The sequence below is a fragment of the Microterricola gilva genome, assembly GCF_004217495.1.
Lineage (GTDB): Bacteria > Actinomycetota > Actinomycetes > Actinomycetales > Microbacteriaceae > Microterricola > Microterricola gilva.
Genome location: NZ_SHLC01000001.1, coordinates 2,436,210 through 2,452,916, shown reverse-complemented (window position 1 = coordinate 2,452,916; position 16,707 = coordinate 2,436,210). Strand labels below are relative to the sequence as shown.

Below are 16,707 nucleotides of genomic sequence, written 5' to 3'. Positions count from 1 at the left end.
GCACAGCAACAGAGCGCACAGCAACCCAAGCGCACAGCAACCCAGAGCGCGGCGCGCTCAGTGCGCGGTCGTCACCCCGAGCAGATCGTGGGTGATGACCGCCGCGACGCGCGCGCCGGCGCCGGCGGCAACGATGAGTTGTTGCGGCCCAGGCGCGGCGACGTCGCCTGCCGCGTAGATGCCCGGCGCGGAGGTGCGGCCGTCGCGGTCGGTTGTCAGGTGTCCGCGCTCGTCGGTGGCGAGAGCGAAGCCGTCGAGGAAATCGACGACCGGATGCCACAGCGGGCGCACGAAGCCTCCCGTCACCGGCACCCGCTCGCCGTCGGCCATGCGCACGGCGGAGATGGCGCCGCGTTCACCCTCGAGATCGTCGATCGCCCGCCGATCCAGGCGGATGCCGTGTGCGGCCAGCACCGCCTCGTCGGCGACGCTCAGCGGCGCAACGCCGTTCGTGAACACCGTCAGCGCGTTCGTCCACTGCGCCACCAGCAGTGCCCGCTCGAGCAGGTCGTCGGTCTCGCCGATGAGCGCGAGCGGCTGGTCGCGCTGTTCGTACCCGTCGCAGGCGACGCAGCTGAACAGGCTCATGCCGTAGTACGCGCGAATCGACGGGAGAGCGGGCAACGTCTCACGCAGGCCGGTGGCGACCACGATCGACCGGCTCTGCACCACCCGCGCGGCCGATGGCGTCGCCCCCGAGATCTCGATGACGAAGCGCTCGGCGGATGCGTCCGAGTCTGCGGAGTCCAGCGGCGACACCGTCAGGACCGCGGCGCGCTGCAGCACCTCGACGCTCGGGTAGAGCGCGAGCTCCTCCCTGGCGATGCGGCGCAGCTCGTGCGGCGGCACCCCGTCGCGCGTGATGAAGCCGTGCGAGATCATCGTCGCCGCGTTCCGCGGCCGGTTGCTGTCGACGACGAGCACGCGCTTGCGCGCGCGCGCGAGGTTGAGCGCGGCGGAGAGGCCGGCCGGCCCCGCACCGATGATCACACAGTCGTAGTGCCCGCTAGCCATGGGCCGCACCCTGTGCTGGAAGGGCCGCGATGAGTGGGTGGTCGACGCTGTACGGCCCCACCTTCGCGGCGCCGCCCGGCGAGCCGATCTCGTCGAAGAATGCCACGTTGGCGGTGTAGTACTCGCCCCACTGCTCGGGCAGGTCGTCCTCGTAGTACACGGCCTCAACCGGGCAGACCGGTTCGCAGGCGCCGCAGTCCACGCACTCGTCCGGGTGGATGTAGAGCGAACGGGCACCCTCGTAGATGCAGTCGACCGGGCACTCGTCGATGCAGGCCCTGTCCTTGACGTCGACACAGGGCAACGCGATGACGTACGTCATCAGGCGACGAAGATCTCGGCGCGCGCGATGTCGACCTGCTCGTCGCGAGCGACGACCTTCACACGCTCGCGAGCGACGGGCGACTCATCGACCTCGCCGAGCATCCGCTCGTGTGCGTCGAGGGCGAGCCAGCCCGGCCAGCTCGTGAAGCGGATGCCGCGGCCGGCGAGCACCTCGAGGATCGCCTCGGTGTCTGGCTCGGCAGGCTCGACGAGCAGGTCGAGGTCGGCGATGACGGTGCCGACGGTTTCGAGCGCGTCGCCCTTGGTGTGGCCGATCAAGCCAACCGGACCGCGCTTGATCCAGCCCGTCGTGTAGAGCCCGGGCAGCGGCGTCCCCGAGGCGTCCAGCACCCGCCCGCCGTCGTTCGGCACGACCCCGCGCTCGTCGTCGAACGGCAGTCCAGGCAGCGCACTGCCGCGGTAGCCAACCGCGCGGTAGACCGCCTGGAGCGGGAAGTCGCGGATCTCGCCCGTGCCACGCACACCGCCGTCACCGGTCGGTTCCGTGCGTTCGAAGCGCATTCCCTCGACCCGGCCATCGCCGTAGAGCTCGGCGGGGGCGTGCCAGAAGTGCAGGTGCAACCGCCGCGAGGCGCCCGTCTGCTCCCTCGTGAGCCAGCCCCGCAACGTGCGCGTCATGACCTTGAGCTGGTTGTTCGTGGCGACACTCGCCTCGCCGTGTTCGTCGGGTTGGAAGTCCTCCTCGTAGACGATCACGTCCACGTCGGGAACCTCGGCGAGTTCGCGCAGCTCGATCGGCGTGAACTTCACCTGGGAGGGGCCGCGGCGGCCGAAGACGTGCACATCGGTGACGGGCGAACCGGCGAGCCCCGCGTACACGGTGCCCGGGATGTCGGTCGGCAGCAGATCGTCTGCATGCTTGGCGAGCATCCGCGCCACGTCGAGGGCGACGTTCCCGTTGCCGATCACGGCGATGTCTGTCGCGTCGAGTGGCCAGTCGCGTGGGGCATCCGGGTGCCCATCGAACCAGGAGACGAAGTCGGCCGCGCCGAAGGACCCGGGCAACTCGGTGCCGGGGATGTTGAGTTCGGCATCGCGGATGGCCCCGGTGGCGAAGATGACCGCGTGGTAGTGGGCGCGCAGATCGGCCAGGTCGAGGTCGACGCCATAGTTCACATTGCCGATGAAACGGATGACGCCGGAGTCGAGCATCTCGTGCAGCGAGTTCACGATGCCCTTGATGCGCGGGTGATCGGGGGCGACGCCGTAGCGGATCAGCCCGTACGGGGCCGGCAGCGAATCGAACAGGTCGATGCTCGGCTCGCCTCCGGCGTCACGCACGGCCGCGGCCAGGATGTTGCCGGCGTAGATGCCGGCGGGGCCGGCGCCGATGATCGCGACGCGGAGGGGGGACGCGGGGAGCGACCGGGTCATGAGTGGGCCTTTCGGGGTGTGCTGGATGCAAGTGGGGTGGTCTGGTGCAGGGCGTGGTGGTTCGACGCCGTGTGAGCGGTGCTCATCGGATGCCGCCGGGGCGGAGGCCCCTGCGGCGGAGGAGGCGTCGTTCGATCGGGGCGAAGAAGACGAGTTCGACCAGGACGCCGATCGCGAGGATCACCAGGATCGTGGCGAGCACGCCAGAGAGATCGGCCAGCTCGCGGCTCTGCTGCAGCATGGAGCCGAGTCCGAAGCCGATGGTGCCGCCCATGGTGATGATCTCGGCGGCCATCAGCGAACGCCAGGAGAACGCCCAGCCTTGCTTGAGGCCGGCGAAGTAGCCGGGCATGGCGGCCGGGAGCACGATCAGCGTGGCGAGCTGGCCGCGGTTGGCCCCCAGCACCGTTCCGACGCGACGCAGCTGCGGCGGAACCTGGTCGACTCCGGCGACCAGTCCGTTCGCGATCGACGGGATCGCCCCCATCAGAATCACAAAATAGACGGTGGCGTCGCTGAGCCCGAACCACAGGATCGCGGCCGGTACCCAGGCAACGGATGGCAGCACCTGCAGGCCGGAGAGCAGCGGGCCCATGGCGCGTCGCAGCAGCCGCCACTCCGCGAGCAGCAGACCGAGCGGGGTGCCGATGGCGACCGCGATCAGGAAGCCGATGCCGCCGCGTTCGAGGCTGGTGAGCACGGCGAGCTGCAGCCGGCCATCCGACCAGAGTGCGGCCATCGACGCGGCGACGTCGAGCGGTCCAGGAACGAGGTCGGGGCGCGGCCGGGCGATGACGACGTAGAACTGCCAGGCGGCGATGAGCGCGACGAGCAGCAGCACCGGCGGCACCACGCCGTCGAGGAACCGTCGCCACGGGCTCTTCTCGGTGACTGCGACGCTCTGCAGGGCGTCGAGCCCGGATTCGAGCGTGCGCAGTTCCGCGGTTCGATCGTCGGTTGGGGCGCCCACAGCGGTGCGAGCGTTCGGCGTCTGCGCCGTGATGGTTTCAGCGGGCTGCGCCGTGTCGGCGCGCGCCTCGTCAGCACGGGCCTCCGCTGGCAGTGCCGACGGTGTCAGGGTCTCCGCTTCGCGCGTGGCGGTGGTGTCAGGCAGCATTGCGGCGGATCTCCTGTCTGAGCTGGTCCGTGATCTCGGCGGAGAGCGCCGAGACCTCCGCGGAGTCGATGCGCCGGTGTGCGTGGCCGGACACCCGCCACTCATTCGCGATCCGGCCGGGCCGAGACGACATGAGCAGCACACGCTGGCCGAGTCTGACCGCTTCGCGCACGTTGTGCGTGACGAAGACGATCGTCCGGCCGGTTTCCCGCCACACCCGATCGAGCTCGTCGTGCAGCAGGTCGCGCGTGATGGCGTCGAGGGCGGCGAACGGTTCGTCCATCAGCAGCACCTGGCGGTCCTGGGCGAGCGAACGTGCGAGAGCGACCCGTTGGCGCATGCCACCGGAGAGCTCGTGCGGGCGCTTCTCGGCGGCATCCGCGAGGTTGACGACGTCCAGCAGTTCACGCGCCTCGCTGCGACGCCTGGCCCGTGGCACACCGCGCAGCCTGAGCGCGAGCTCGACGTTGCGGCCCGCCGTCAACCAGGGGAGGAGCGCCGAGTCCTGGAACATCACCGCGGCGTTGCCGCTGGCGACGGTGAGGGTGCCGGAGCTCGGCCGTTCCAGGCCGGCGATGATGTTGAGCAGGGTGGACTTGCCGCAGCCGGATGCGCCGAGGAGGCAGACGAATTCGCCCGGCTCGATCGTGAGGCTCACGGTGTCGAGCACGAGTGGGCCCGTCGGCGTGAACCGCTTGCTGACCGCGTCGATCTGGATTGCGCTCTGGCCGGGCATGGGCTACTCGGTCCCCAGTTCGCCGGCCGAGACCGGTGCGGCGCCTGCCGCGGAGCGCACGGCGTTCAGGGTCGTGAGGTCGAAGAGTCCGTTGATGTCGCCTGCCTTGGCGGTGCCGGCGTCGACTCCGGCGTTCAGGAGCACGGGGAAGGTTGCCGCGAGCGGGTCCGTCGTGAATGCGACGTGCTCGAGCGCGCGCGCGATCACGGGATCCGGCAGGGACTTTCCGGTGTCGGCGGCAAGCTTGGCGTTGATCACCGCTCCGGCCTCGCTCGGATGCTCGTTCAACCAGGCGACGGATGCCGCGTGCCCGGCCAGGAGGGCCTTCACCGCATCGGGGTGCTCGGCCAGGAACTCGGCGCGGACAGCGAGAACCGTGGTCGGGAACGCGCCGTCCTCCCAGAGGGACGCCTCGTCGACGAGCACGTGCGCGTCGGCCTCGAGCACGAGGCGTGACACCCACGGTTCCGGAAGCCAGGCGCCGTCGATCTGACCGCTCTGGAAGAGCGTGAGCGTCTGGGCGTTCTCGGTCGGCGTGATGGCCACGTCACCGCCGCCGGTCGTGCTGGTCTCATAGCCCTCTGCCGACAGCCAGGTGCGCAGCGCGACGTCCTGGGTGTTGCCGAGCTGCGGGGTGGCCAGCGTGGTGCCCGCGAGGTCTGCGGCGCTGTCGATCCCCGGCCGCACGACGAGGGCCGCACCCCCGCTCGCAGCTCCGGCCACGATGCGCAGCGACTGGCCGCCGCTCGCGACGAAACTGTTCACCGCCGGGTTGGGGCCGATGTATGCGGCGTCGATCGCGCCCGCACTCAGGGCTTCGATCGTCGCGGGCCCCGCGTTGAAGATCTGGGGCGTCAGCGTGGTGTCCCCGAGTTCCTTCTCGAAGAACCCCTTCTCCAGCCCGACGAGTGCCGGGGCGTGGGTGACATTGTCGAAGTAGCCGAGCCGGAGCTCAGCCGCGGGGCCGGTCGCCGGCACATCGCCCGCTGGCGCGGCGCATCCACCCAGCATCGTCGCAAGGAGTCCGATCGACGCGATGGTTGCGCTGAGTTTTCCGCGGTTCATGCTGCACTCTCCGTGTTGTCGGCGATGACGATTCCGGCGGCGAGCGTTGCGCCGTCCTGGGGGTGGATCACGAGGAAGGCTCCCGCCCGACGATTCTCCGCATACTCCTCGACCGGCAGGGCCGATGCGAGGCGGATGCCAGCGTGACCGATGTCGTTGATGTCGAGGCCGTCTGCGGCCTCGATCGCGAGGGTGTCGAGGTTCCGGCGTCCCGTGACCGTCGTGAGGATGGCCTGCACCGTCGAGGTCCCGAACTTGACGAGCACCCGTGCGCCAGGGCGCAACTGGCGCGGGTCGAGCCAGAACAGCGCGACGGAGAGATCCTTCCTCAGCTCCGGCACACGGTCGGCGGCCGTGATGACCGCGCCGCGTGCGACGTCGAGGTCGTCGCGCAGGCGCAGGGCGACCGACTGCGGGGCAACGGCCGTCTCCAGCGCGACGCCCGCGAAGTCGATGCCCGTGACGACGGTCGTTCCGCCGCCGGGAACGACGGTGACGGGATCGCCGACGCTCACGGACCCGGAGGAGACCTGCCCGGCGTAGCCCCGGTAGTCACGGTAGGAGTCGACGTCTTCCGGGGCGACGGCGACGGCGCCCTGTGGGCGGATGACCAGCTGCACCGGCAGCCGGAACGCCTCGATGGCGCTCTCCGCCTCGTCGATGAGCGGCAGATTCTCGAGTAGTTCGAGCAGGCTGGGGCCGTCGTACCACGGGGTGTTGCTCGAGCGGTCGACGACGTTGTCTCCGGCGAGGGCCGAGACCGGGATGACGTGCACCCCGTCGATCCCGAGTTCGCCGGTGACGGCGCGCACACCGGCCGCGACCCGGTCGAAGGCCGCCTCGTCGTAGCCGAGCAGGTCGATCTTGTTCACGGCCACGATGATGTGCGGCACCCGCAGCAACTGCACGACCGAGAGGTGCCGCCGGGTCTGCTCCAGCACACCGTTGCGGGCGTCGATGAGCACGACGACGGCGTCGGCCGTTGTCGCCCCGGTCACCATGTTGCGCGTGTACTGCACGTGGCCGGGGCAGTCGGCGAGGATGAACGAGCGGTTCCCGGTGGCGAAGTAGCGGTAGGCCACGTCGATCGTGATGCCCTGCTCGCGCTCGGCCCGAAGTCCGTCGGTGAGCAGCGCGAAGTCGATGCCGCCGCCCGTGCCGCCGAAGCCACGTTCCGCCGACGTGCGGGTGACGGCGTCGAGCTGGTCGGCGAGGATCGCCTTGGAATCGTGCAGCAGGCGTCCGACGAGGGTCGACTTGCCGTCGTCGACGGAGCCGGCCGTGGCGAAGCGGAACAGGGTGCCATCGAGGGGGCGTGTCAGCAGTGCGTCGGTCATTAGAAGTACCCGTCCTTTTTGCGATCTTCCATCGCGGCTTCTGAGATGCGGTCGTCGGCCCGGGTCGCGCCGCGTTCGGTGATCGTCGACTGGGCGACCTCGTGGACGACGGCGTGAACGGTGGCGGCGTCGGATTCGACGGCGCCGGTGCAGCTCATGTCGCCGACCGTGCGGTAGCGCACCGTTCGGAGCTCGACCGTCTCGTCTGGGCCCGGCGCGCTCACCGGTCCGATTGCCCGCCACATCCCGTCACGCCGATACACCTCGCGCTCGTGCGCGTAATACAGCGGGGGGAGTTCGATGCCTTCGCGTTCGATGTAGCGCCAGATGTCCAGTTCGGTCCAGTTGCTGATGGGGAATGCGCGCACGTGCTGGCCGACCGTGTGCCGTCCGTTGTACAGATTCCAGAGTTCCGGCCGCTGGTTGCGGGGGTCCCACTGACCGAATTCGTCACGCAGCGACAGGATGCGTTCCTTGGCCCTGGCCTTGTCCTCGTCGCGACGTGCGCCGCCGAAGACGGCGTCGTGCCTGCCTGCCGCGATCGCATCGAGCAACGGCTGGGTCTGCAGCGGATTGCGGGTTCCGTCCGCGCGCTCCTGGAGGCGCCCGTCGTCGATGTAGTCCTGCACGCTCGCGACCGCGAGCCGGATGCCCAGACGTTCGACCGTGGCGTCACGGAAGGCGATGACCTCCGGGAAATTGTGGCCGGTGTCGACGTGCAGCACCGGGAACGGCACCTTGCCCGGCCAGAAGGCCTTGGACGCGAGGTGCAGCACGACGACGGAGTCCTTGCCGCCGGAGAAGAGCAGCACCGGTCGTTCGAACTCGGCGACGACCTCCCTGATGATGTGGATCGCCTCGCTTTCGAGCAGGTCGAGCTGGTCGAGCCGTGGCCGTGCGTTCGACGCGGCTCGCGCCGCGGGATGGGACGCTGCCGTTGGGACGGTCGGCGCCGTCGAGAGCGCTGGTGTCGATGTCATAGGTGAAGTCCGCATTCTGTCTTCTCGAGTCCGGCCCAGCGGCCGGAGCGGGGGTCGTCTCCTGCGCTGACGGGCTTCGTGCACGGTGCGCAGCCGATGGAGGGGTAGCCCTGAGCGAGGAGGGGGTTCAGCACCACGGAATGCGCGGTGGCGTAGTCCTGCAGTTCGTCGAAGCTCCACGCGGCCAGGGGGTTCACCTTGACCAGCCCGTTGCGTTCATCCCATTCGATGAGAGGGGTGTTGATGCGAGTGGGCGCCTCGTCGCGGCGCACTCCGGTGAACCAGAGCTCGTAGCCGCGCAGAGCGCGATTCAGTGGGGCGACCTTGCGCGCGGCACAGCAGGCGCCGGGGTCACGGGCGAACAGATCCCTGCCGAGGGCGGAATCCTGCTCGGCGACGGTGCGCTCTGGCAGCACGTCGACGACCGTCACGTCGATGGCGCTGGCCACCGCGTTGCGCGTCGCGTAGGTCTCGGCGAAATGGTAGCCCGTGTCGAGGAAGAGCACGTCGACGCCGGGCAGCTGATCCGCGACAAGCGTCGGCAGCACGGCATCCGCCATCGAGCAGGCGACCGCGACGGCGGCGGTGTCGAAGTTCTTGGCGACCCAGGCGATCAGCTGCTCGGCCGACGCATCGGCGAGCTCGGCGGCTCCCCGTTCTGCGAGGAGGCGCAGCTCGTCCGCCGTGCGGAGCGTGGGGTTTCGAACGACAGCGGTGTTCACAACGGTGTTCACAGCATCGGTGTTCACAGCATCGGTGTTCACTGCATCGGTGCTCATTGGAGTGCCTCCTCGTCTGCGCGGTGTGCCCAGTGTGCGAATGTCTCGGTGTCGCCGCGCTCGGCGAGGAATCGCCTGACGAGACGCTCGACGTAGTCGGCGAGGTCGTCGGCGGTGACCTTGAGACCCCTGACGGTCCGGCCGAGGCCGGCTTCGTCACGGCCGACCGAGGCGAGTCCGCCACCGAGGTGCACCTGGAACCCGGGCACCTGACCGCCCGCGCCGTCGGGGAGAAGCTGGCCCTTCAGGCCGATGTCGGCGGTCTGGATCCGGGCGCAGGAGTTCGGGCATCCGTTCACGTGCAGGCTGATCGGGTGGGGAACCTCGATCCCGGCGAGGCGCTTCTCGAGCTCGAGCACGGCATCGGTGGCGGTCTGCTTGGTCTCGACGATGGCGAGTTTGCAGAACTCGATGCCGGTGCAGGCGATGGTTGAGCGACGGAACAGGCTCGGCCTGGCTTCCAGTCCCAGCGCGTCGAGCGCCGTGATCAGCGGTTCGACGTTCTCCTCGCTGATGTCGAGCAGCACGATCTTCTGGTGCGGCGTCGTGCGCAGCCGGGTCGAGCCGTGCTTCTCGAGGAGGTCGGCGAGCGCGGTGAGTACGGTCCCTGAAACGCGCCCGACGAAGGGGGTCACGCCGATGTAGAAGCGTCCGTCCTTCTGCTTGTGCACCCCCACGTGATCACCCTGGCGGGTCGGTGTGGGAGCGGGCGGCCCGTCGGGCAGCGCCTCGTGCAGGTACTCGTCCTCGAGGACCTGTCGGAACTTTTCCGGCCCCCAGTCGGCGAGCAGGAACTTGAGCCTGGCCTTGTTGCGGAGTCTGCGATAGCCATAGTCGCGGAAGATCGAGACGACACCGAGCCACACGTCTGCGACCTTGTCTGGGCGCACGAAGACGCCGAGTCGTTCGCCGAGGCGAGGGCTGACCGAGAGGCCGCCACCGACCCAGAGGTCGTAGCCGATGCCGAGCTCTGGATGATCGACGGCGACGAAGCCGACGTCGTTGATCTCGTGCACGACGTCCTGGCTCGGGTGCCCGGTCAGGGCGGTCTTGAACTTGCGGGGCAGGTTGGCCAGCTCGGGCACGCCGATGTACTTCGCCGTGATCTCAGCGATCGTCTCGGTGGGGTCGATGAGCTCATCGAGGGCGATGCCGGCGACGGGGGAGCCGAGCACGACGCGCGGCACGTCGCCGCAGGCCTCAGTGGTGCCGAGGCCGACGGCCTCGAGGCGGCGCCAGATCTCGGGCACGTCCTCGACCCGCACCCAGTGCAGCTGGATGTTCTGCCGATCGGTGAGGTCGGCGGTGTCCCGGCCGAACTCCTGGGAGATCTCGCCGATGACGCGCAGCTGGCCGGTGGTCAGCTGGCCGCCGTCGATGCGCACCCGGAGCATGAAGTACTCGTCCTCGAGCTCGTGCGGCTCGAGTGTTGCGGTCTTGCCGCCGTCGATTCCCGGCTTGCGCTGCGTGTACAGGCCCCACCACCGGAATCGGCCGTGCAGATCGGTGCCATCGATGGAGGCGAAACCGTTCTTGGAGTAGACCTGCTCGATCCGCTCCCGCACGTTCAGGCCGTTGTCCTGCTGCTTCCACTCCTCGTTGCCGTTGAGCGGAGCGGTGCCGTCGATCTTCCACTGTCCGTTGGGGCGCGACGCAGGGCGAGCGGGCCGGGCCGCCTCCGCGGTTTCAGCCAGATTCAACGACACGATGCTCTCCTCCTCGATCGACGCGGCGCGGGCGGGGTGCGAATGCGCCGCTGCGATTGAGCAAGGCTCACTGACGCGCGTACTGCGCGCGAGGGGGCGCGGTCACGACCTGTCACGGAGTGCAGCGGGGCGTAACAGTGCTGCGTCGGGGTGAGCCGTGCGCCTACACTGCTTCGCGATATCGGCTGGCAACGACCTCGACGAGGAGCTCCGGAGCCGGCTCAGCGGCGGTCAGCAGCGGCGCGGTCACGACATCCGCGCCCGCCTGTTCTGCGAGCGAGTGGAAGTAGCCCGGTGCCAGCAGATAACTGCTCACGACGATGCGCCGACCCGGCTCGGCGGCACGAGCGGCGCCGACGGCATCCGCGAGCCTCGGCTCGACGGCGGAGAGGAATCCGATGATGACCTCCCGGCCTGATGCCGCGGCGAGGCGTTCGGCGATGACCCGGCAGTCGGCGACGGCACGGTGATCGCTGGACCCGGCCGCGGCGAGGATGAGCACGTCGTCGTCCAGGAGGCCGGCCTGATCCAGGCGGTGTCGCAGTAGCGCCACGAGCCGGTCGTCGGGGCCGAGAGCCGCGGCGAGCGTCACCGGCCGCTCGGTTTCCGCCGCAACCGCCCGGCTGAGGTCGACATGCACGTGGTAGCCGGCCGAGAGCAGAAGCGGCACAACGACGGCCCGGCGCCGATCGGGCAGCGCCGCCAACGTCTCGCGGGGATTCGGGCGCTCCACGTCGACGAAGCCACGGGCGACGGTCAGCTCGGGGTGTGCGGCGGCCACCCTGTGCATCAGGGCGGCGACAGCGGCACGGCCGTCCGGGGACGACGTGCCGTGCGAGATGCCGACGAGGGCGGGGCGAGAGCTGGCCATGTGACCCATCGTCGGCCCAGGGAGTCGCGCGGCAGAACCCTGTTACCCAGAATGACGGCACTCCGAATGACGGCACTCCGAACGGCACCGCCGAGTGAGTGCCGTCGCAGGCCGCGGTCGGGGATGCTCCCCGACCGGTGGTCAGGGCAGTTGCACCGCGCCGTAGGCGAGGGAGGCGATCAGTGTCCAGCTGAGCAGACCGACGAGGAGGGCACGCCAGCCGGTGCGCACGAGTTCGCCGAGGCGCACCGCGGAGCCGAGCCCGAACAGCGCCATCGCGAGCAGCGCCGTCTGCAGCCAGTCGGCGACCTCGAGCACGCTCTCCGGCACGGGGAACAGGGTGCGCACGAGCACGGCGGCGAGGAACCCGGCCACGAACAGCGGCACGATCGGCGGGCGGGCGGCGGCGTCCGGTGCTGCCGCGCCGGTGCGGGTGGCGAGCTCCACGGCCGCGCCGTGTCTGCGGCGTTCGACGCCGGCGGCGACGGCGACAACCGGTGCCAGCATGAGCACACGGGTGAGCTTGACGACGATCGCGACGGCGAGGGCGGCCGGCCCAGCGATCTGCGCTGTCGCGACGACCTGACCGACATCGTGCACGCTCGCTCCGACCCACTGGCCGAACTGCTCGTTGCTGAGGCCGAGCGGATGCCAGAGCAGCGGCAGCACGGCGATGGCGAGCGTTCCGCACAACGTGACGAGGGCGATGGGCGTCGCCGTCTCCTCGTCCTTGGCCTTGACGACACCGCTCATCGCGCCGATCGCCGAGGCGCCGCAGATCGAGAACCCGGTCGCGATGAGCAGTGGCTGGTGACCGGGCAGGCCGAACGCGCGGCCGAGGCCGATCGTGCCGACGAAGGTGAGCAGCACGATCGCGACGATCATGACGATCGACAGCCAGCCGAGGCCGAGGATGTCGACCAGGCTGAGTTTCAGCCCGAGGAGCACGATGCCGAGGCGCATGAACTGCTTGGAGGCAACGGAGAGCCCCGGCGCGAGGATCCCGTTCAGCGCGCCGCGGGCGGCGGGGATCTGCCCGACGATGATGCCGATCGCCACGGCGGCCGTGAGCAGCGGTATCGCCGGAATGAGCGCGTGGATCGCCCACGCCACGAGGGCCGCGGCACCCGCGAGAGCAACGCCGGGCAACCACTTCACCTATCGAGCCTAACGGGCCGTCGCTGCCGCCCCGGCATCCGCGGCGCGAAACAAGGATCTCGGCAGCAAAAAAGGACGGGATCGAGGATCCCGTCCTTTCTCGCTCGCTATGTCCTTGCGTTAGTGCGTGCGGAACCGCTGCGTCATCGGGCAGTCGAAGGGATCGCGGGCCGACAGCCCCACCCGGTTCAGGTAGTCCACGACGATGCCGTAGCTCTGGAACAGCCCGGTCTCGGTGTAGGCGATCGAGTGGTTCTGGCAGTACTCCTTGACGAGCTCCTGGGCCTTGCGCAGGTGCGGGCGCGGCATGTTCGGGAACAGGTGGTGCTCGATCTGGTAGTTGAGGCCGCCCATGAAGGTGAGCATGCCCCAGCCGCCGCGGATGTTGCGGCTCGTGAGCACCTGGCGGCGCAGGAAGTCGACCTTGGAGTCGTGGGGGAGGATCGGCATGCCCTTGTGGTTCGGGGCGAAGGATGCGCCCATGTAGACGCCGAAGACGGCCAGCTGCACACCGAGGAAGGCGAAGGCCATTCCGACGGGCAGGAAGATGAAGAGCACCGCAAGGTAGGCGGCGAGGCGGGTGACGATCATGCTGATCTCGAGGCCGCGCTTGTCGACCTTGCCCTTGCCCATGACCGTGCGCAGGCCGTGCATGTGCAGGTTCAGGCCCTCGAGGGTGAGCATCGGGAAGAACAGCCAGCCCTGCTTGCGGGTGACGACGGCGTGCAGTCGGTTGACCTTGGCGGCCTCGTCCGGCTGGAACACGATGAAGTCGTTGTCGATGTCGGGGTCCTTGCCCACGACGTTCGGGTTGGAGTGGTGCCTGGAGTGCTTCGTCATCCACCACGAGTAGCTGATGCCGACGAAAGCGTTGGCAAGGATCCGGCCCGCGCGGTCGTTGGCCTTGCCGGACTCGAACACCGTGCGGTGCGACGCCTCGTGCGCCAGGAAGGCGAACTGGGTCAGCACGATGCCGAGCGCGCCGGCCATGAGCAGCTGGAACCAGCTGTCGCCGAGCAGCACGAAGCCGGTGACGATGCCGCCGAGCGCGGCGAGCAGGATTCCGAACACCATCCAGTAGAACCAGGTGGTCCGGCGCAGCAGCCCGAGGTTGCGCACGGTGTGCAGCAGCGCAGAGTACTCGGTCGTGGGGTTCTTGCGGTCACCGCCCGGCTTCGTGCGAACGATGCGCACGGAGGGCTTCGTGATCGTCACGGATGCCGTGGCTCCAGCAGAGGTGTCGGGTGCAGCGGTTGTTTCGCTCATCGTCAGCCTTCGTGTGAGTGACTTCCCAGTCTGAGGTGGGCGGTTGCCCGGAGCTCACGGTGTCGAAGAGAATGCGGCGACATTGCGATCAGATAGCTGAAGCCTACGGCCAACTGGCTGAGAAATGCCCTCGATTACGCGCCTCTTCCATGCCGTGGCGGGAATATAAGGGGTGTATGTTCCGAGCCGGCAATGAGACCGGTTCTGGCCCGGAAACACGCGGGGATCAGATCCAGCCGGGCAACCACATGTGCAGGTTCCAGAACCAGAACGGCACCTGCTTCCCCGTCCAGATCGGGTAGAAGAAGGCGCTGACCAGCACAACGAATACAAGGAAGATGGCGACCAGGCTCACGCCGCGTTGTCTGCGCCACCAAACGTCGTCGCGTTTGCCGAGCACGAGGGAGATCACGACGCCGAGCGCGAGCAGCATGTACGGCTCGAACGCGATTGTGTAGAACTGGTAGACCGTGCGGTCCAGGTACATGAGCCAGGGCAGGTAACCGGCGACCATCCCCATCAGGATCAGGCCGATCTGCCACTCGCGGTAGCGTGCGAGCCGGTAGACGAGATAGAACACCGCGGCCGTCGCTGACCACCAGATCAGGGGGTTGGCCACGGAGAGGATGGCCGAGCTGCACGCGTCGAACTGGCATCCGTTCTCGCCGAACGTCGAGCCGACGTAGTACATGCTCGTCGGCCGGGTCATGAACAGCCAGGTCAATGGGTTCGCCTGGTACGGGTGGGGTGTGCTGAGGCCGACGTGATAGTTGTACGCGGCGAGCTGGTAGTGCCAGAAGCTCTGCAGGCTCTCGGGGACCCAGGCCATCGCGCCCGTCCACGCGTTGCCCGCCTCCGACGCCCAGTTACGGTAGAAGCCGCCGGCGGTGACGAACCAGCCCGTCCAGCTGGCGAGGAAGGTTCCCAGTGCGATCGGCACGAGCAGGAGGAACGAGACGGGCCCCTGCTTCAGCACGGCGGCACTGGCCCAGAACGGTACGCCGGCGCGGCGGCGGGCGAGTGCGTCGACGAGGACGACGTACAGGCCGAACGCGGCCAGGAAGTACAGCCCCGACCACTTGACGCTCGCCGCAAGGCCGAAGGCAAGCCCGGCGGCCAGCAGCCACGGGCGCCACCACAGCGCGGGGCCCCAGCTCGGTTCCGCGAGCTGGCCGGATGCCGCGCGCTGCCTGCGATCGGCCAACCACGCGTTGAGCCGCTTCTCATGCCAGCTGCGGTCGAGCAGGATCGCACCGAATCCGAGCAGGGCGAAGAACATCAGGATGCCGTCGAGCAGAGCGACCCTCGACATCACGATCGCGTGCCCGTCGACCGCGAAGAGGAAACCGACGATGACGGCGACGATCGTCGAGGAGAACAGCCGGCGGGCGATGATGGTGAGCAGGAAGACGGCGAGGATGCCGACCACGACGGTGCCGATGCGCCAGCCGAAGGAGTTGTCGGCGCCGAACGCCGCCAGCCCGAGCGAGATGATCCACTTGCCGAGCGGCGGGTGCACCACGAACGAGCCCTCGCGGGTGAAGACGTCGGTGTCGCCGGAGTTGAAGCTCTCGTCTGCTCCCTCCGGCCACGTTGACTCGTAGCCGTTGTTCAGCAGCGTGTACGCGTCTTTGACGTAGAACGTCTCGTCGAAGACGAGGGAGTGCGGGTGTGCGAGGTCCCAGAGCCGCAGCACCGCGGCCAGCACGGTGACGGCGATCGGCCCGCCCCAGTACCAGAGACGTTGCCGCCTGCGGGTGCGCAGGACGTGCGCCCACCATGTGTCGAGCCGACTGCCGCGCGGCTCGTCGACGGCGCTGTCCGCGCTCTGTTCGGTGTCGGCATCCGTGCTCGGCGAGTCCTGGGCGGCCTCCCCGGTCAGCACAGACGGGCTCGTCGCCGAGTCATCGCCCGGCTCCGGCGCCGCAGGCACCTCGCCGGGTACATCGTCGCCGCCAGCGTGCCGCAGCCCTCCGATGCCCATTCGCCCATGCTAGGCCAGAGAGGAGAGTAGGTCAGACTGGAGGCATGATCATTCTTGCGGCGACTCCCATCGGCAACCTCAAGGACGCCTCGGTGCGTCTGGTCGAGGCGCTCAGCACCGCCACGGTGATCGCCGCGGAGGACACCCGTGTCACCCAACGCCTCCTCGCCGCGCTGGGCATCGAGAACCGGCCCCGCCTGATCGCACTGCACGACCACAACGAGCGGGAGAAGTCCATCGAGCTGGTCGAGCTGGCCCGCGAGACGGATGTGCTCGTGCTGAGCGACGCCGGAATGCCCACCGTCTCCGACCCCGGATTCCACCTCGTCGACACCGCCGCCGCCGCCGGCGTGACCGTGACCGCGCTGCCTGGCCCGAGCGCGGTGCTCACGGCGCTGGCCGTGTCCGGGCTGCCGACCGACCGTTTCACCTTCGAGGGATTCCTCCCGCGCAAGTCCGGCGAACGGGTGAGCACTTTCACGGAGCTCCGCGACGAACGCCGCACCATGGTGTTCTTCGAATCCCCGAACCGTCTGGCCGCATCGCTCGGCGACATGGCGACCGTGTTCGGTGCTGAACGCCGCATTGTGGTCTGCCGGGAGCTGACGAAGTTCTACGAGGAGGTCAAGCGCGGTACCGCGGCCGAACTCGCCGAGTGGGCGGCATCCGGCGTCAAGGGCGAGATCTGCATCGTCGTGGCCGGTGCAGAGAAGCGGGTCAGTGATCTGCCGAGCGGCGTCGCCGAGGTGCTCGCGCTCGTCGCGGCCGGTGAGCGGTTGAAGGATGCCGCGGCCGTGGTGTCTGAGGGCACCGGACTCGGCAAGCGCGAGTTGTACCAGGCCGCCCTCGACGCCAAGCCGGCCAGGGCCGGCGCTTCCGAGCGCGGGGGCCGGGGCGCGGGCCCGGTGACCGGCCAGGGCGCGTAACGCGAGAACGGGCCGTCGACGCCCTGACTGGCTGCTCGCGCCTGTTTCG

General features: G+C 69.0%; 15 protein-coding genes. 1 reads left to right on the top strand and 14 read right to left on the bottom strand.

Going from position 1 to position 16,707, the window contains the following annotated elements; genetic code table 11:
* Positions 1-57: 57 nt before the first annotated feature.
* The 14 genes from EV379_RS11425 to EV379_RS11360 form a co-directional block, all read right to left on the bottom strand.
* Positions 58-1,014 (bottom strand): NAD(P)/FAD-dependent oxidoreductase, encoded by a 957-nt coding sequence (locus EV379_RS11425; RefSeq protein WP_130506236.1) that lies wholly within the window; start codon positions 1,012-1,014, stop codon positions 58-60.
* On the bottom strand, positions 1,007-1,336 hold the full coding sequence (gene fdxA / locus EV379_RS11420; protein ID WP_130506235.1) for a ferredoxin: 330 nt from the start codon (positions 1,334-1,336) through the stop codon (positions 1,007-1,009). Before fdxA ends, EV379_RS11425 begins: the two co-directional genes overlap by 8 nt.
* Positions 1,336-2,733, bottom strand: coding sequence for an FAD-dependent oxidoreductase (locus EV379_RS11415; protein WP_130506234.1), 1,398 nt, complete (start codon positions 2,731-2,733; stop codon positions 1,336-1,338). The genes fdxA and EV379_RS11415 overlap by 1 nt, the downstream gene beginning before the upstream one ends.
* A gap of 82 nt (positions 2,734-2,815) precedes the next feature.
* On the bottom strand, positions 2,816-3,850 hold the full coding sequence (locus EV379_RS11410; RefSeq protein WP_130506233.1) for an ABC transporter permease: 1,035 nt from the start codon (positions 3,848-3,850) through the stop codon (positions 2,816-2,818).
* A complete protein-coding gene (locus EV379_RS11405) occupies positions 3,840-4,586 on the bottom strand; it encodes an ABC transporter ATP-binding protein (RefSeq protein ID WP_130506232.1) in 747 nt (248 codons plus the stop codon). The genes EV379_RS11410 and EV379_RS11405 overlap by 11 nt, the downstream gene beginning before the upstream one ends.
* A 3-nt stretch (positions 4,587-4,589) precedes the next feature.
* Positions 4,590-5,651 carry an ABC transporter substrate-binding protein gene (locus EV379_RS11400; RefSeq protein WP_130506231.1) on the bottom strand — a complete coding sequence of 354 codons (1,062 nt, stop codon included), beginning with the start codon at positions 5,649-5,651 and terminating at the stop codon, positions 4,590-4,592.
* Positions 5,648-6,988 carry a sulfate adenylyltransferase subunit 1 gene (locus EV379_RS11395; protein ID WP_130506230.1) on the bottom strand — a complete coding sequence of 447 codons (1,341 nt, stop codon included), beginning with the start codon at positions 6,986-6,988 and terminating at the stop codon, positions 5,648-5,650. The genes EV379_RS11400 and EV379_RS11395 overlap by 4 nt, the downstream gene beginning before the upstream one ends.
* Complete coding sequence (cysD, locus tag EV379_RS11390; protein WP_130506229.1) at positions 6,988-7,968, bottom strand: sulfate adenylyltransferase subunit CysD; 981 nt, start codon at positions 7,966-7,968, stop codon at positions 6,988-6,990. The genes EV379_RS11395 and cysD overlap by 1 nt, the downstream gene beginning before the upstream one ends.
* Entirely contained in the window at positions 7,965-8,747 is a 783-nt protein-coding gene (locus EV379_RS11385) for a phosphoadenylyl-sulfate reductase (RefSeq protein ID WP_130506228.1), read from the bottom strand. The genes cysD and EV379_RS11385 overlap by 4 nt, the downstream gene beginning before the upstream one ends.
* Positions 8,744-10,453 carry a nitrite/sulfite reductase gene (locus EV379_RS11380; protein ID WP_278044032.1) on the bottom strand — a complete coding sequence of 570 codons (1,710 nt, stop codon included), beginning with the start codon at positions 10,451-10,453 and terminating at the stop codon, positions 8,744-8,746. The genes EV379_RS11385 and EV379_RS11380 overlap by 4 nt, the downstream gene beginning before the upstream one ends.
* A gap of 163 nt (positions 10,454-10,616) precedes the next feature.
* Positions 10,617-11,324 carry a sirohydrochlorin chelatase gene (locus tag EV379_RS11375; RefSeq protein WP_130506226.1) on the bottom strand — a complete coding sequence of 236 codons (708 nt, stop codon included), beginning with the start codon at positions 11,322-11,324 and terminating at the stop codon, positions 10,617-10,619.
* Positions 11,325-11,465: 141 nt separating this feature from the next.
* Entirely contained in the window at positions 11,466-12,482 is a 1,017-nt protein-coding gene (locus tag EV379_RS11370; RefSeq protein WP_130506225.1) for a YeiH family protein, read from the bottom strand.
* A gap of 120 nt (positions 12,483-12,602) precedes the next feature.
* Positions 12,603-13,748 carry a fatty acid desaturase family protein gene (locus tag EV379_RS11365; protein WP_130506224.1) on the bottom strand — a complete coding sequence of 382 codons (1,146 nt, stop codon included), beginning with the start codon at positions 13,746-13,748 and terminating at the stop codon, positions 12,603-12,605.
* Positions 13,749-13,974: 226 nt separating this feature from the next.
* Positions 13,975-15,732 (bottom strand): dolichyl-phosphate-mannose--protein mannosyltransferase, encoded by a 1,758-nt coding sequence (locus EV379_RS11360; RefSeq protein ID WP_130506223.1) that lies wholly within the window; start codon positions 15,730-15,732, stop codon positions 13,975-13,977.
* A gap of 44 nt (positions 15,733-15,776) precedes the next feature.
* On the opposite strand from EV379_RS11360, the gene rsmI reads away from it, so the two are divergent.
* Positions 15,777-16,658: a 16S rRNA (cytidine(1402)-2'-O)-methyltransferase gene (rsmI, locus tag EV379_RS11355; RefSeq protein ID WP_130506222.1), complete on the top strand. Its 882-nt coding sequence runs from the start codon at positions 15,777-15,779 to the stop codon at positions 16,656-16,658.
* Positions 16,659-16,707 lie beyond the last annotated feature (49 nt).

What these genes read in the sequence shown, in the direction of transcription:
- EV379_RS11375 (WP_130506226.1), bottom strand. Translation starts at nt 11,324, where the DNA reads ATGGCCAGCTCTCGCCCCGCCCTCGTCGGCATCTCGCACGGCACGTCG.
- EV379_RS11400 (WP_130506231.1), bottom strand. Translation starts at nt 5,651, where the DNA reads ATGAACCGCGGAAAACTCAGCGCAACCATCGCGTCGATCGGACTCCTT.
- EV379_RS11410 (WP_130506233.1), bottom strand. Translation starts at nt 3,850, where the DNA reads ATGCTGCCTGACACCACCGCCACGCGCGAAGCGGAGACCCTGACACCG.
- EV379_RS11395 (WP_130506230.1), bottom strand. Translation starts at nt 6,988, where the DNA reads ATGACCGACGCACTGCTGACACGCCCCCTCGATGGCACCCTGTTCCGC.
- EV379_RS11360 (WP_130506223.1), bottom strand. Translation starts at nt 15,732, where the DNA reads ATGGGCATCGGAGGGCTGCGGCACGCTGGCGGCGACGATGTACCCGGC.
- EV379_RS11365 (WP_130506224.1), bottom strand. Translation starts at nt 13,748, where the DNA reads ATGAGCGAAACAACCGCTGCACCCGACACCTCTGCTGGAGCCACGGCA.
- fdxA (WP_130506235.1), bottom strand. Translation starts at nt 1,336, where the DNA reads ATGACGTACGTCATCGCGTTGCCCTGTGTCGACGTCAAGGACAGGGCC.
- cysD (WP_130506229.1), bottom strand. Translation starts at nt 7,968, where the DNA reads ATGACATCGACACCAGCGCTCTCGACGGCGCCGACCGTCCCAACGGCA.
- EV379_RS11385 (WP_130506228.1), bottom strand. Translation starts at nt 8,747, where the DNA reads ATGAGCACCGATGCAGTGAACACCGATGCTGTGAACACCGATGCTGTG.
- EV379_RS11425 (WP_130506236.1), bottom strand. Translation starts at nt 1,014, where the DNA reads ATGGCTAGCGGGCACTACGACTGTGTGATCATCGGTGCGGGGCCGGCC.
- rsmI (WP_130506222.1), top strand. Translation starts at nt 15,777, where the DNA reads ATGATCATTCTTGCGGCGACTCCCATCGGCAACCTCAAGGACGCCTCG.
- EV379_RS11405 (WP_130506232.1), bottom strand. Translation starts at nt 4,586, where the DNA reads ATGCCCGGCCAGAGCGCAATCCAGATCGACGCGGTCAGCAAGCGGTTC.
- EV379_RS11415 (WP_130506234.1), bottom strand. Translation starts at nt 2,733, where the DNA reads ATGACCCGGTCGCTCCCCGCGTCCCCCCTCCGCGTCGCGATCATCGGC.